The sequence below is a fragment of the Mycolicibacter sinensis genome, assembly GCF_001667945.1.
In the GTDB taxonomy this organism is placed as follows: domain Bacteria; phylum Actinomycetota; class Actinomycetes; order Mycobacteriales; family Mycobacteriaceae; genus Mycobacterium; species Mycobacterium sinense_B.
This window is the reverse complement of sequence record NZ_LZJK01000097.1, coordinates 26391-39945: the sequence shown is the minus strand read 5'-3', so window position 1 is coordinate 39945 and position 13555 is coordinate 26391. Positions and strand designations below refer to the sequence as shown.

At 69.5% G+C, this 13555-nt stretch carries 13 protein-coding genes and 1 pseudogene; 2 read left to right on the top strand and 12 right to left on the bottom strand.

What is annotated here, in order from left to right; translation table 11 throughout:
- Positions 1-358, top strand: a pseudogene (locus tag A5694_RS13875) (acyl-CoA thioesterase domain-containing protein); the annotation flags it as partial.
- 10 nt (positions 359-368) lie between these two features.
- On the opposite strand, the gene A5694_RS13870 reads toward A5694_RS13875, so the two are convergent.
- From A5694_RS13870 to metH, 5 genes are read right to left on the bottom strand one after another with little or no spacing between them, the layout of a single operon-like run.
- Complete coding sequence (locus A5694_RS13870; protein WP_064922408.1) at positions 369-848, bottom strand: DUF4126 family protein; 480 nt, start codon at positions 846-848, stop codon at positions 369-371.
- Between the two features lie 59 nt (positions 849-907).
- The gene (gene hisG, locus A5694_RS13865; RefSeq protein ID WP_064922407.1) at positions 908-1768 is read right to left on the bottom strand and encodes an ATP phosphoribosyltransferase; all 861 of its coding nucleotides are present in this window, start codon (positions 1766-1768) and stop codon (positions 908-910) included.
- 2 nt (positions 1769-1770) lie between these two features.
- Positions 1771-2052 (bottom strand): phosphoribosyl-ATP diphosphatase, encoded by a 282-nt coding sequence (locus tag A5694_RS13860; protein ID WP_064922406.1) that lies wholly within the window; start codon positions 2050-2052, stop codon positions 1771-1773.
- A gap of 6 nt (positions 2053-2058) precedes the next feature.
- Positions 2059-2760 (bottom strand): HAD family hydrolase, encoded by a 702-nt coding sequence (locus tag A5694_RS13855; protein WP_064922405.1) that lies wholly within the window; start codon positions 2758-2760, stop codon positions 2059-2061.
- A gap of 3 nt (positions 2761-2763) precedes the next feature.
- The gene (metH, locus tag A5694_RS13850) at positions 2764-6495 is read right to left on the bottom strand and encodes a methionine synthase (RefSeq protein WP_064922404.1); all 3732 of its coding nucleotides are present in this window, start codon (positions 6493-6495) and stop codon (positions 2764-2766) included.
- A gap of 203 nt (positions 6496-6698) precedes the next feature.
- On the opposite strand from metH, the gene A5694_RS13845 reads away from it, so the two are divergent.
- On the top strand, positions 6699-7565 hold the full coding sequence (locus A5694_RS13845) for a PAC2 family protein (RefSeq protein WP_064922403.1): 867 nt from the start codon (positions 6699-6701) through the stop codon (positions 7563-7565).
- 1 nt (position 7566) lies between these two features.
- On the opposite strand, the gene A5694_RS13840 is transcribed toward A5694_RS13845, so the two are convergent.
- The 7 genes from A5694_RS13840 to A5694_RS13810 are packed head-to-tail and all read right to left on the bottom strand — an operon-like array spanning position 7567 to position 13514.
- Positions 7567-8442, bottom strand: coding sequence for an SDR family oxidoreductase (locus A5694_RS13840; protein WP_064922402.1), 876 nt, complete (start codon positions 8440-8442; stop codon positions 7567-7569).
- Positions 8443-8473: 31 nt separating this feature from the next.
- Complete coding sequence (gene mshC / locus A5694_RS13835; RefSeq protein ID WP_064922401.1) at positions 8474-9718, bottom strand: cysteine--1-D-myo-inosityl 2-amino-2-deoxy-alpha-D-glucopyranoside ligase; 1245 nt, start codon at positions 9716-9718, stop codon at positions 8474-8476.
- 24 nt (positions 9719-9742) lie between these two features.
- Complete coding sequence (locus A5694_RS13830) at positions 9743-10543, bottom strand: 3'(2'),5'-bisphosphate nucleotidase CysQ (protein ID WP_064922415.1); 801 nt, start codon at positions 10541-10543, stop codon at positions 9743-9745.
- Positions 10540-11349 carry an SCO1664 family protein gene (locus A5694_RS13825; RefSeq protein ID WP_064922400.1) on the bottom strand — a complete coding sequence of 270 codons (810 nt, stop codon included), beginning with the start codon at positions 11347-11349 and terminating at the stop codon, positions 10540-10542. Before A5694_RS13825 ends, A5694_RS13830 begins: the two co-directional genes overlap by 4 nt.
- Positions 11333-11926, bottom strand: coding sequence for a DUF3090 domain-containing protein (locus A5694_RS13820; RefSeq protein WP_064922399.1), 594 nt, complete (start codon positions 11924-11926; stop codon positions 11333-11335). The genes A5694_RS13825 and A5694_RS13820 overlap by 17 nt, the downstream gene beginning before the upstream one ends.
- A 50-nt stretch (positions 11927-11976) precedes the next feature.
- Positions 11977-12663 carry a histidine phosphatase family protein gene (locus A5694_RS13815; protein ID WP_064922398.1) on the bottom strand — a complete coding sequence of 229 codons (687 nt, stop codon included), beginning with the start codon at positions 12661-12663 and terminating at the stop codon, positions 11977-11979.
- Positions 12660-13514 carry an undecaprenyl-diphosphate phosphatase gene (locus A5694_RS13810; protein WP_064922414.1) on the bottom strand — a complete coding sequence of 285 codons (855 nt, stop codon included), beginning with the start codon at positions 13512-13514 and terminating at the stop codon, positions 12660-12662. The genes A5694_RS13815 and A5694_RS13810 overlap by 4 nt, the downstream gene beginning before the upstream one ends.
- Positions 13515-13555: the final 41 nt, after the last annotated feature.

The following is a 13555-nucleotide window of genomic DNA, read 5'->3' as shown; positions in this document are numbered from 1 at the left end:
CTACGCCCAGTCGGTGGATTGGCGCATGCAGCCGGACTCCCCCGACGGCGCCGCGGTGTCCTGGCTGAGTCCGCAGGTACATCTCGTCGACACCGAACCGACCACCGCGCTGCAGCGGCTGGCGATGGTGGTCGACTCGGCGAACGGCGTCGGCGCCGCCTTGGACACCGACGAGTACATGTTCATGAACACCGACACCGTCGTCCATCTGCACCGGTTGCCCACCGGGCAGGACTTCGGCCTGCGGGCTCGCGCTTCGATCGGACCGGACGGCGTCGGGGTCACCACCGCAGAGCTGTTCGACCGCAGCGGATTCATCGGGACCTCAGCGCAAGCACTGCTGGTGCAGCGGCGCTGAATGCCTCAGTTCACACCACCGCGGTGAAAGCGGCGATCGCGACACCGCCCAGCACCGCGACACTGTCCTCCAGCAGTGCAATCGGCAGGTCGTGGCCATGGGACGCCGCCAGGCGGGTGCGCGCTGCGTAGCCGCCCAGGGTGCCCAGGACCGCACCGATCAGGCCCGCGCCGAGCGCCGACCAGGTGAACGCCCACGCCGTGCCGATAACGGCGCCGGCGAAGGCGCCCAAGACAAGTCGGGCGGCGAACGACGGCGCTGCGGTGCGGGCCGGCGTCTTGGGAAGCTTGTCGGTGATGAGTTCGCCGACCGCCAGCACCGTCAAGATGGTGACGGTCACCGGGTGGCTCAGCCACTGGACCCAGGTGCCGTCCAGGTTGATCCAGTGCAGCGCGGCCGCCCACGCCACGACTGCCGGCGCGGTCAGCGCACGCAGGCCGGCGACGGTACCGATCAGCAGGGCAAGGAGCAGCACGAGGAAATGCGTCACGAGAGCCTCCTAGGGTCTCCCGGACGCTAACACGTCGACAGCGCGCCTACCTGCACTGATCAAAATCGGCAGAATCGGATGTCCGAGGCCAGGATGGCCTTGGCTCCGATGGCGGCCAGTTCGTCCATGATCGCGTTGACCTCCCGACGCGGCACCAGCGCGCGGACCGCCACCCAGTCGGGGTCGGCGAGCGGGGCGATGGTCGGCGACTCCAGGCCGGGGGTGATCGCGGCAGCCCGGTCGAGCACCGCACGCGGACAGTCGTAGTCCAGCATCAGATACTGCTGGCCGAACACCACGCCCTGCACCCGGGCGGCCAATTGGTCACGGGCGGCGGCAGTCTGCGCGCTGCGACCGTTGGACTCGGCGCCCTCGATCAGCACCGCTTCGGAATCACACAGCGACGCACCGAAAGCCACCAGGCCGTGCTGACGCAGGGTGCGCCCCGAGCCCACCACATCGGCGATCGCATCGGCCACCCCGAGCTGGATCGAGATCTCCACCGCTCCGTCGAGCCGGATGACGGTGGCTTCAATTCCCTTGCCGGCCAGGTCTTTGCGAACCAGGTTGGGGTAGGCGGTGGCAATCCGCTTGCCGGCCAGGTCCGCGGCGGTCCAGTCCCGGCCCGCTGGTGCGGCGTAACGGAACTTCGACGACCCGAAGCCCAGCGCCAGCCGCTCGGCCACCGGCGCCCCGGATTCAGCGGCCAGATCCCGGCCGGTGATGCCGAAGTCGAGCTGACCCGACCCGACATAGATGGCGATGTCCTTGGGCCGCAGGAAGAAGAACTCGACCTTGTTCACCGGGTCGATGACGGTCAGGTCCTTGGCATCGGAGCGGCTGCGGTAGCCGGCCTCCGACAGCATCGCCGCCGCGGATTCACTGAGCGCCCCCTTGTTGGGGACGGCGACACGCAACATGCTCACAGCTTCCGGTAGACGTCGGACAGTGTCAGCCCGCGCGAGATCATCAGCACCTGGGTCCAATACAGCAGCTGACTGATCTCACCGGCCAACGCGTCGTCGGACTCGTGCTCGGCGGCCATCCATACCTCGCCGGCCTCCTCCAGAATCTTCTTGCCGACGGTGTGTACCCCGGCGTCCAGCGCGGCCACGGTGGCGCTGCCGGCCGGTCGGGTGGCGGCGCGCTCACCGAGCTCGGCGAACAGCTCCTCGAAGGTCTTCACGAGCAGGGATTGTTTCATGCGCCGTCAGGTGCGGTCACGTCGGTTTCCGGCGACGGCCCGCTGCGGTCCGGCCAGATCGGCGTGAATTTCGGCCAGGTCCGCCGGCTGCAGACCGGCCAGGGTGGCCACCTGCTGGCGCCGCGGCCCGGGCGGCACCGGGATCGCATTGGGCGTCACCAGCACCGCGCAGCCGGCCGCCTCGGCCGCGGCCGCGCCGGTCGGTGAGTCCTCCACGGCCAGGCACCGCAGCGGATCCAGCTCCAGCAGCGCGGCCGCCCGCAGGTAGGGATCCGGCGCCGGCTTGCCGTGGGGAACCTCGTCGCCGCAGACCACCGCCGAGAAATAGTGGCGCCCGATGGTGTTCAGCGCCCGCTCGGCCAGCGGCCGCGGGGTGTTGGTCACCAGCGCCATGGGCACGGCGGCGGCGGCCAGCGCATCGAGCAGCTCCCGGGCCCCGTCGCACCAGGGCAGGCCGGTGTCGAACAGTCCGGCGGTGTAGTCGTGCAGCCAGTTCGCCGAGTCCGCCATCGCCGCCGGGTCGAGCGGCAGGCCCAGGTCGTCGTAGACGATGCGCATGGTGTTCTCTGCGGCGCCGCCGACGGTGGCCGCCCGCACCTCCGGAGTCAGCACCCCGCCGAGCCGGTCGTAGAGCGCCTCCATCGCGACATCCCAGAGCTTCTCGGAGTCGACCAGGGTGCCGTCCATGTCCCAGAGCACCGCGCGCAGGGCTCAGTCCTCCGGGTTGTAGGCGAGGTTGGAGGACAGCCAGCGCTCACCTTCGCGCAGGGTCCAGCCCTTGCGCTTGGAGTAGTCGGCGACCTGGTCCTGGGCCATCCGGCCCACCACGAAGTACTGCGACTGCGGGTGCGAGAAGTACCAGCCGCTGACGGCGGCGCCGGGCCACATCGCCATCGACTCGGTCAGCTCGATGCCGGTCCGCTCGTGGACGTCCAGCAACTTCCACAGCGTCGCCTTCTCGGTGTGCTCCGGGCAGGCCGGGTAGCCCGGAGCGGGGCGGATGCCCTGGTACTTCTCGGCGATGAGTGCGTCGTTGTCCAAGGCCTCGTCGGGCTGGAATCCCCAGAACTCCTTGCGAACCCGCTGGTGCATCCGTTCGGCGAACGCCTCGGCCAGCCGGTCGGCAACCGACTCCAGCAGGATCGCGCTGTAGTCGTCGAGGGCCGCCTTGAACTCCGCGATCTTCTCGCCGCTGCCCAGCCCCGCGGTGACGGCGAAACCGCCGATGTAGTCGGCCAGACCGGTGTCCTTAGGCGCTATGTAGTCGCCCAGCGACCGGTTCGGGATGCCGGCGCGGTGCTCGCCCTGCTGGCGCAGGTGGTGCAACGTGGTCAGCACCTCGGTGCGGCTCTCATCGGTGTAGACCTCGATGTCCTCGCCGCCGGGGATGGCGTTGGCCGGGAAGAACCCGATCACCGCGTTGGCCCGCAGCCACTTCTCCCTGATCAGGGTGTCGAGCATCTGCTGGGCGTCGTCGTACAGCTTGCGGGCGGCCTCGCCCGACGCCGGATTGTTGAGGATGTCCGGGAAGCGGCCCTTCATCTCCCAGGCGTTGAAGAACGGCTGCCAGTCGATGAACTCGCGCAACTCGGCAAGGTCGTAGTCCTGAAAATCCCGGACGCCCAGCCCCTGGGCGGGCACCGGCGGCGTGTAGCCGTCCCACTCGATCGGCGTCCGGTTGGCGCGGGCCTTCTCCAGCGGCACCATCGGCCGCTCGTTCTTCTGAGCGTGCCGTTCCCGCAGGGCCGCATAGTCTTTCTCGGTCGCCTCCAGCAGCGCCGGCCGCTGCTTGTCGTCGAGCAGCGCGGCAGCGACGGGCACCGAACGCGAGGCATCTTTGACCCAGACCACCGGACCGCTGCGCCGCGGCGAGATCTTCACGGCCGTGTGGGCGCGCGAGGTGGTCGCGCCGCCGATCAGCAGCGGGATCTGGAGGCCTTCGCGTTCCATCTCGGCGGCGAAGTTGGACATCTCGTCCAGCGACGGGGTGATCAGGCCGGAGAGGCCGACCATGTCGGCGTCGTACTCCTTGGCCGCGGCAAGAATCTTGTCGGCGGGCACCATCACCCCGAGGTCGACGACGGTGTAGTTGTTGCACTGCAGCACGACCCCGACGATGTTCTTGCCGATGTCGTGGACGTCGCCCTTCACGGTTGCCATCACGATGGTGCCGTTGGTGTGCTCGGCGTCCCCGGGCTGCTTCTCCGCCTCGATGTAGGGCAGCAGGTAGGCCACCGCCTTCTTCATCACCCGCGCCGACTTCACCACCTGGGGCAGGAACATCTTGCCCGCGCCGAACAGGTCGCCGACGACGTTCATGCCGTCCATCAGCGGGCCCTCGATCACCTCGATCGGCCGACCGCCCGCGGCGGCGATCTCGGCCCGCAGCTCCTCGGTGTCGTCGTCGACATGGGCATCGATGCCCTTGACCAGGGCGTGGGTGATCCGTTCGCGGACCGGGAGGCTGCGCCATTCGGCCGCCGCGGGATCTTCGGACTTCTCGGAGGAGTTGAACCGTTCGGCGATCTCCAGCAGCCGCTCGGCAGCGTCCGCGCGCCGGTTCAGCACGACGTCCTCAATGCGCTCCCGCAGCTCCGGGTCGATCGAGTCATAGGGCACCAGCGCGCCGGCGTTGACGATGCCCATGTCCAGGCCGGCCTTGATGGCGTGGTACAGGAACACCGCGTGGATCGCCTCGCGCACCGGGTTGTTGCCCCGGAACGAGAACGACACGTTCGAGATACCGCCGGAGATGTGCACCCCGGGCAGGTTCTCCTTGATCCAGGCGCAGGCCTCGATGAAGTCGATCCCGTAGGTGGCGTGCTCCTCGATGCCGGTGGCCAGCGCGAAGCAGTTCGGGTCGAAGATGATGTCCTCGGCGGGGAAGCCGACCTGTTCGGTCAGGATCCGGTAGGCCCGCCCGCAGATCTCCTTGCGGCGCTCCAGGTTATCGGCCTGGCCCTGCTCGTCGAAGGCCATCACGACCACGGCGGCGCCGTACTTGCGGCACAGCCGTGCCTCGCGGATGAACTTCTCCTCGCCCTCCTTCAGGGAGATCGAGTTGACGATCGGCTTGCCCTGCACGTTCTTCAGGCCCGCCTCGATGACCTCCCACTTGGAGGAGTCGATCATCACCGGGACGCGGCTGATGTCCGGCTCGGCCGCGACCAGTTTGGTGAACCGGTCCATCGCGGCGACGCCGTCGATCATGCCTTCGTCCATGTTGATGTCGATGACCTGCGCACCGACCTCGACCTGCTGCAGCGCGACCGACAGTGCGGTGTCGTAGTCCTCGGCCTTGATCAGGTTGCGGAACCGGGCGGAGCCGGTGATGTTGGTGCGCTCACCGATGTTCACGAACAGCGAGTCGTCGGTGATGTTGAGCGGCTCCAGGCCCGAAAGCCGGGTGGCCACCTCGATGTTGGGCAGCTCGCGCGGCGGCTTGCCTTCGACGACCTTGGCGATCTCGGCGATGTGCGGCGGCGCCGTTCCGCAGCAACCCCCGACGATGTTGACCAGGCCGGCGTCGGCGAAGTCGGCGATGTAGCCGGCCTGCCGCTCCGGGGTCTCGTCGTACTCGCCGAACGCATTGGGCAGGCCGGCGTTCGGGTAGCAGGAGATGAAGGTGTCGGCGATCCGCGCCATCTCGGCGATGTAGGGGCGCATCTCCGGCGCGCCCAGGGCGCAGTTGAGGCCCACCGCGATCGGCTTGGCGTGCCGGATCGAGTTCCAGAACGCCTCGGTGACCTGACCGGACAACGTGCGCCCGGACGCATCGGTGATGGTGCCGGAGATGATGACCGGCCAGCGGCGTCCGCGGTCCTCGAACAGCGTCTCGACGGCGAACACTGCGGCCTTGGCGTTCAGCGAATCGAAGATCGTCTCGATCAGAATGATGTCGGCACCACCATCGACCAGGCCGTTGGCGGCTTCGAGGTAGGCGGCGACCAGCTGGTCGTAGGAGACGTTGCGGGCACCGGGGTCGTTGACGTCCGGGGAGATCGACGCGGTCCGCGTCGTCGGCCCGATGGTGCCCGCCACGTAGCGGGGCTTTTCCGGGGTGCTGAACTCGTCGGCTGCCTTGCGGGCCAGGGCGGCACCCGCATAGTTCAGCTCATAGCTGAAGTCCGCCATGTCGTAGTCGGAGAGCGAGATCGCGTTCGCGTTGAACGTGTTGGTCTCCAGGATGTCGGCGCCCGCCTCGAGGTATTCGTGGTGGATGCCCTCGATGATCTGCGGCTGCGTCAGGGTGAGCAGATCGTTATTGCCCTGCAGTGCGGTCGGCCACTCGGTGAACCGATCGCCGCGATAGCCCGCCTCGTCGGGACGGTCCCGCTGAATCGCGGTGCCCATCGCGCCGTCGATCACCATGATCCGCCGCCGCAGGGCAGCCGTCAGCTCGTCGGTGCAGTCGGGCCGGATGTTGGGCTCAAAGGTATTCACGCGGCTCCTTCCGTGGCGGAAGGCGTCCTTAACTCTGTCGAGCGTGGCGGCTACCGGAAGAGACCGGCGAACCGTTGCAACGCCTCTCGACGGTGGAAAGTCTACGTTGTCACCCCGCGTCGGGACGAACGCCCCTACCGGCGCGCCGACTCAGCCGGTCGGAGTAGAGCCCGTGATCTGTGCGCACGCCGTACGCTGACTTTGTGACCCGACCGGATGACGGCACCGCGCTGCCCGACCTGCACGACACCATCGTGGTGGCCGCATTCGAGGGCTGGAACGACGCCGGCGACGCCGCCAGTGATGCGGTGGCTCACCTCAACAGCATCTGGGAGGCCCGGCTGATCGTCGAGATCGACGACGAGAGCTACTACGACTACCAGGTGAACCGGCCGGTGATCCGCCAGCTCGACGGCGTCACCCGGGAACTGGTGTGGCCGTCGATGCGCATCTCGCACTGCCGGCCGCCGGGCAGCGACCGCGACATCGTGCTGATGCACGGCGTGGAACCGAACATGCGGTGGCGGTCGTTCTGCGCGCAGCTGCTGGCCGTCATCGAGCAGCTCGACGTCGACACCGTGGTGATCCTGGGGGCGTTGCTGGCCGACACCCCCCACACTCGCCCGGTGCCGGTGTCCGGGGCGGCGTACTCGGCGGAGTCGGCGGCCCGCTTCGGGTTGACCGAGACCCGCTACGAGGGCCCGACCGGGATCACCGGGGTGTTCCAGGACGCCTGCGTGGCGGCCGGGATTCCAGCGGTGACGTTCTGGGCGGCGGTGCCGCACTACGTCTCGCAGCCGCCCAATCCCAAGGCGACGGTGGCGCTGCTGCGCCGCGTGGAGGACGCCCTCGACATCGAGGTGCCGCTGGGTGACCTGCCTGCGCAGGCCGAGGACTGGGAGGCCGCGGTCACCGAGATGGCCAGCGAGGACGACGAGATCGCCGACTACGTGACTTCGCTGGAAGAACGCGGGGACGCCGAGGTCGACATGACCGAGGCGCTGAACAAGATCGACGGCGATGCGCTGGCCGCCGAGTTCGAGCGGTATCTGCGGCGCCGGCGGCGCTGACCTATTTTTCGAGCGCCTCGTTGTGGGCGCTGGTGGAGCGGCCCAGCGCGGCGACTTCGGCGTCCATCTGCGGCACGATGGTGGCGGCCCCTTTGATGAACGGGGCTTCCACCGCCCGCAACGTCAGCACCGGCTTGAGCCAGCGGAACAGCGCTACCCAGCGCGGGCAGTAGACGCGGCGGCGCCGCCCCTCGATGCCCTCGATGAAGGCGTCGACGCACTCGTCGACCGAGGTTGTCTTGTTCAGCGGCCACGGCAGCTTGGCCAGCATGGCCCCGAAGGCCCCGAGATCGGCCTTGACATCGCGAACCATGGGGGTGTCGATCCAGCCCATGTGCGCCGATCCGACCTCCACACCCTGGTAGGCGACCTCCTGGCGCAGCGCACTGGCGAAGTGCTCGACCGCGGCCTTGGCCGCATCGTAGGACGCCATCCCGGCCAGCGGGGTGAACGCCGCCAGCGAGGACACGATCAGCACGTAGCCGCGACGCTCGATGACCGCCGGCAGAGCGGCGCGCACGGTGTTGAACACCCCGACCACGTCGACGTCGATAACCCGCTTGAACGTCTCAGGATCCACATTCAGCACCGACCCGTAGCTGGCGATACCGGCGTTGGCCACCACGGTGTCGATGCGGCCGAAGCGCTCGACAGCCTGTTTGGCGGCGGCCTGCATGGCGCCCAGGTCGCGTACGTCGGCGGCAACGGCCAGCACCCGGTCACCGCCGAGTTCGTCGGCCAGCGCGGTGAGCTGCGCCTGGTCCAGGTCGGTCAGCACCAGCTTGGCGCCCTGGGCGTGCAGCTTGCGAGCCGCCGCGGCGCCGATGCCGTGCGCGCCGCCGGTGATGAAGATGACTTGGGAGTGAATCGCAACCATGCGGCCAAACTACCCTCGGCCCGGGCCGGGGCTACAGCGGCTGGAGCGATACACCCAGCAGTGCGTCGACCGCGGTGGCCACCAGAGCCGGCGCGGCGGTGTCGTGACCGCCGTACTCCAATGCGTCGGTAGCCCAACCATCCAGGGCGGCAAGCGCTTTGACGGTATCCAGGTCATCGGCGAGGTAGCGGCGCACCCGCGCGACGACGTCGCCGGCGTCGGGCCCGGCAGGCAGCGCGGTGGCGGCGCGCCAGTGGCGCAGCCGGGCTTCGGCGGCCTGCAGGGTGGCGGAGTCCCAGAACCGGTCGCTGCGGTAGTGCCCGGCCAGCAGACCCAGCCGGATCGCCGCCGGCTCGGTCCCCTGGGCGCGCAGCTTGGAGACCAGCACCAGGTTGCCGCGGCTCTTGGACATCTTGTGCCCGTCCCAGCCGATCATTCCGGTGTGCACGTAGTGCCGGGCGAATCGGCGCTCCCCGGTGAGGGATTCGGCGTGGGCGGCGGAGAATTCGTGGTGCGGGAAGATCAGGTCCGAGCCGCCGCCCTGGATGTCGAGGCCGGTGCCGATGCGGCTCAGGGCGATCGCGGCGCACTCGACGTGCCAGCCGGGCCGTCCGGCGCCGAACGGCGCGGGCCAACTGGGTTCGCCCGGCCGGGCGGCGCGCCACAGCAGGGCGTCCAGCGGATCGGTCTTGCCGTCGCGGTCCGGATCTCCGCCACGCTCGCCGAACAACTCCAGCATGCCGGCCCGGTCCAGGCCGGACTCGTAGCCGAACTGATCGGTGGCGTCGGCGCGGAAGTAGATGTCGGGGTGCTCACCGTCGACGATGTAGGCCGATCCGGCGGCCAGCATCTTTTCGACCACTTCCACAACTTCGTCTACGGCCTCGGTGGCCGCCACGTAGTGCTGCGGTGGCAGCACCCGCAGCGCGGTCATGTCCGCGCCGAACAGCTCGACCTGATCGGCTGCCAGGTGCTGCCAGTCGACCCCGTCGCGGTCGGCGCGTTCCAGCAGCGGGTCGTCGACGTCGGTGATGTTCTGCACGTAGTTCACCTGGTGGCCCGCATCCAGCCACAGCCGGTGAATCAGGTCGAACACCAGGTAGGTGGCGGCGTGGCCGAGGTGGGTGGCGTCATAGGGGGTGATGCCGCAGACGTACATGGTGGCCGTCGGGCCCGGCGACACCGGGCGGACCTGCCGGTCGGCGGTGTCATACAGGCGCAGCGCCGGGCCGCGCCCGGGCAGGGCCGGAACAGCCGGCGCGGACCACGATTGCATGCCCTCGACTGTAAGGCCCCTCCCCTACAGCACCGTCCGGCGCATCGCGTCCAGCAGTGCCGGCGCCACCTCGGGGCGGCACATCAGCAGGTCGGGCAGGTAGGGGTCGGGGCGGTTGTAGCGCAGCGGGGAGCCGTCGAGCCGAGACGCGTGCAGGCCGGCTGCCAGCACCACGCCGGCCGGGGCGGCGGAGTCCCACTCCCACTGCCCGCCGGCGTGCAGGTAGGCGTCCACGTCTCCGCGCACCACGGCCATCGCCTTAGCGCCCGCCGACCCCATCAGCACCGGCTGCAGCGGCAGCACCGCCCGGATGAGGCGCACCACCGCCGGCATCCGGGAGGCGCTGACCGCGACCCGAATGGGGTTCGGGGTCTCGGCCGGCTCGGCACCGGAGGTGACCGTGTCGGTGCGGAAGACGACGTTGCCGCGCGCGGGAAGGGACACCGCGGCGTCGGTGATGGCACCGGGCCCGGCGCCGTCGCGCTGCCATAGCGCGATGTGCACCGCCCAGTCGTCGCGTCCGGGGGTGGTGAACTCGCGGGTGCCGTCCAGCGGGTCGATGATCCAGACCCGGTCGGAGTGCAGCCGGGACAGGTCGTCGGGGGATTCCTCGCTGAGCACCGCGTCGTCGGGGCGGGCCTCGCGCAACCGGTCCAGGATCAACCGATTGGCGCGCGCATCCCCGGCATCGCCCAGGCGCCACGGATGACCGAAACCCACCTCGTCGCGGACCTGCAGCAACAGCTTTCCGGCCTCGACGGCGAGTTCGGCGGCCAGCGCCGCGTCGGTCAGCGTCACGTTGGCAGTATCCCCCGAGCCGGTCAGAACGCCGGCCACGGTATCGGGCGGTGGGTGTTCGGGGCGGGCATCACCGGATGCTCGAGCAGGTCGGCTACGCGCCATCGCAGGGCGCCCAGCTCGGCGGGGGTCAGGTGCGGTTCCAGGCACGCCGCCAGCGGGCCGTCCAACGCCGCTGCCAGCCCGGAGACAGCGTGCAGCGTCTCGTCGTCGACCGGTTTGCCCGCCCACCCCCACAGCACGGTGCGCAGCTTGTCCTGGGTGTGCAGGCACACCCCGTGGTCCACCCCGTAGACCGCGCCGTCGGTGCCGCACAGAATGTGCCCGCCCTTGCGGTCGGCGTTGTTGATCACCACGTCGAAGACCGCGATGCGTCGCAGCCTGATGTCATCGGCGTGCACCAGGACGACCGGGTCGCCGGCATAGTCGTAGGCCCGCAGCACCGCCAGGTAGCCGGCCGGGATCTTGCCGACCGGCACCAGGTCCACCAGATCCGGCCCCGGGGGCACGTCGTCGCCGTCGCCGGGCTGCTCCACCCACCGCTGCACCATTCCGGGGCCCGCCGGGCCATCCCGAATAATGGTGTCGGGCACCAGGTTCCAGCCCAGCTCGACCGAGATCAGGTGCGCGGCCAGTTCACGGCCGGCCAGGGTGCCGTCGGGGAAGTCCCAGAGCGGCTGCTCACCGGCGACCGGCTTGTACACGCAGTGGATGCGGTGCTGCCCGAGGGTGGCCTCGCACAGGAAGGTGGCGTTGCTCGCCGAGCGGATGCGGCCCAGGACCTCCAGCTCCCCGGAGCGCAACGCCTCGGCATCGTCAGAGGTCGGCGTCATCGGGCTCATCGTCGGGCCCGAAGGCGCCCCGCCGATAGCCGTTGGTGCGCACACAGATGTGACCGGCCGGGTCCAGCGGCTCGTCACACAGCGGGCAGGGCGGGCGGCCCGCCGAGATGACCCGGTTGGACCGGGTGGCGAATTGCCGCGCCGACTCCGGCGTCAGGAACACCCGCACCGCGTCCGGGCCCTCCTCGGTGTCGTCGAGCACCACCGACGCATCGAACTCGGTGTCGCTGACGGCGAGCAATTCGACCACCACCGTCTGCGCCTCGGAGTCCCAGCCCAGGCCCATGGTTCCGACCCGGAACTCGGCGTCTACCGGCGTCACCAGCGGGTTGAGGTCGTCGATCTCGGTGGGTTCCGGCGGTACCGGCGTACCGAATCGGCGGTTGACCTCCAGCAACAGCGCACCGATCCGCTCGGCGAGCACCGCGACCTGTTGCTTTTCCAGCACCACCGAGACGACCCGCTCGTCGTGCACCGCCTGCAGGTAGAAGGTGCGATTTCCGGGCTGGCCGACGGTCCCGGCCACGAAGCGGTCGGGGGTGCGGAAGACGTGGATTGCTCGGGACATGGCATCTCCAAAATACCGGCAGTTGGCAACCACGCCGGTAGCTGCGTCGGCTAGGTGGTGGACCCGCCGACCACGGCATCGCTCGACGAGCTGCCTGCCGGCGGGGAAATTTTGACCGACGCCGCCAGCGAGGCCCCGGTGTGGTTGAGGTGGATGACGAACGGGCGCAACGGCGTGTAACGAATCACGCTCGCCGAGGCCGGGTCGGCGGTGATGCGCTGAAAACCGTCGAGGTGGACACCGAGGGCATCGGCGAGGACGGCCTTGATGACATCACCGTGCGTGCACGCCAGCCATAGCACGTCGCCGCCGTGCTGCTCGGCCAGCCGCCGGTCGTGGTCGCGGACCGCGGCGACCGCCCGGGCCTGCACCTGCGCCAGTCCTTCGCCGTCGGGGAACACCGCTGCGCTGGGCTGCGCCTGCACCACCCGCCACAACGGTTCACCGGTCAGCTCGGTCATCTTGCGCCCGGTCCAGGCCCCGTAGTCGACTTCGGCGAGCCGGTCGTCGACCACCGGTTCCAGCATGAGCGCGGCGGCCAGCGGTTCGAGGGTGCTGCGGCAGCGCAGCAGCGGCGAGCGCACCAGCGCTTTGATCGGCAGACCGGCCAGCCGGTCGACAAGCTGCGCGGCCTGCTCGCGGCCGGTGTCGTCGAGCTCGACGCCGTCGGCACGCCCGGCCAGCACGCCGGCGGTGTTGGCGGTGGACCGGCCGTGCCGCAGCAGGATGACCGTCATGGCTGGGCCGCCAGCACGCCGGTGGCCAGCAGGATCAGGATCGTCGTCCCGGCCAGGACCCGGTACCCGACGAACCAGTACATGCTGTGGGCGACCAGGAACCGCAGGAACCAGGCCACCGCCGCCCAGCCCACCACGAAGGCGATGACGGTAGCTACCAACAGTTGCGGCCCGCTGGCGCTCATCCCGGCACCGGCGGGGTGGAACGCGTCGGGCAGGGAGAACAACCCGGAGGCGAACACCGCTGGGATGGCCAGCAGGAACCCGAACCGGGCGGCCAGCTCGCGGTCCAGGCCGGCGAACAGGCCGGCGCTGATGGTCGCACCGGAGCGCGACACTCCGGGGACCAGCGCCAGCGTTTGCGCTGAACCCACCAGCACGGCGTCACGCCAGGTCAACTGCTTGGCATGGCGGGTCTGGCGGCCGAGGTGTTCGGCGGCGGCGATCACCGCCGAGAACACCACCAGCGCGGTGGCCACCACCCACAGGTTGCGGACCCCGGAACGGATCTGGTCGGTGAACACCAGGCCCAGCACGCAGATCGGGATGGTGCCGATGATGACGTACCAGCCCATCCGGTAGTCGGTTTCGCGGTCGGCGGCCAGCGGGGTCTTGGCCAGGGCCGACGCCACCCCGGACAGCCAGGCGGTGGCGATCCGCGCAATGTCCTTGGCGAAATAGACCAGCACGGCCACCTCGGTACCGAGTTGGGTCACCGCGGTGAACGAGGCTCCGGCATCACCGGCGAAGAACAACCGGGAGACCAGCGCCAGGTGCCCCGAGGACGAGACCGGCAGGAATTCGGTGAGCCCCTGGACGATCGCCAGGACGACGACCTGTGGCCATGACATCGCAGCACCCTGGAGTTCCGACACGACCTCAGACACGTCAA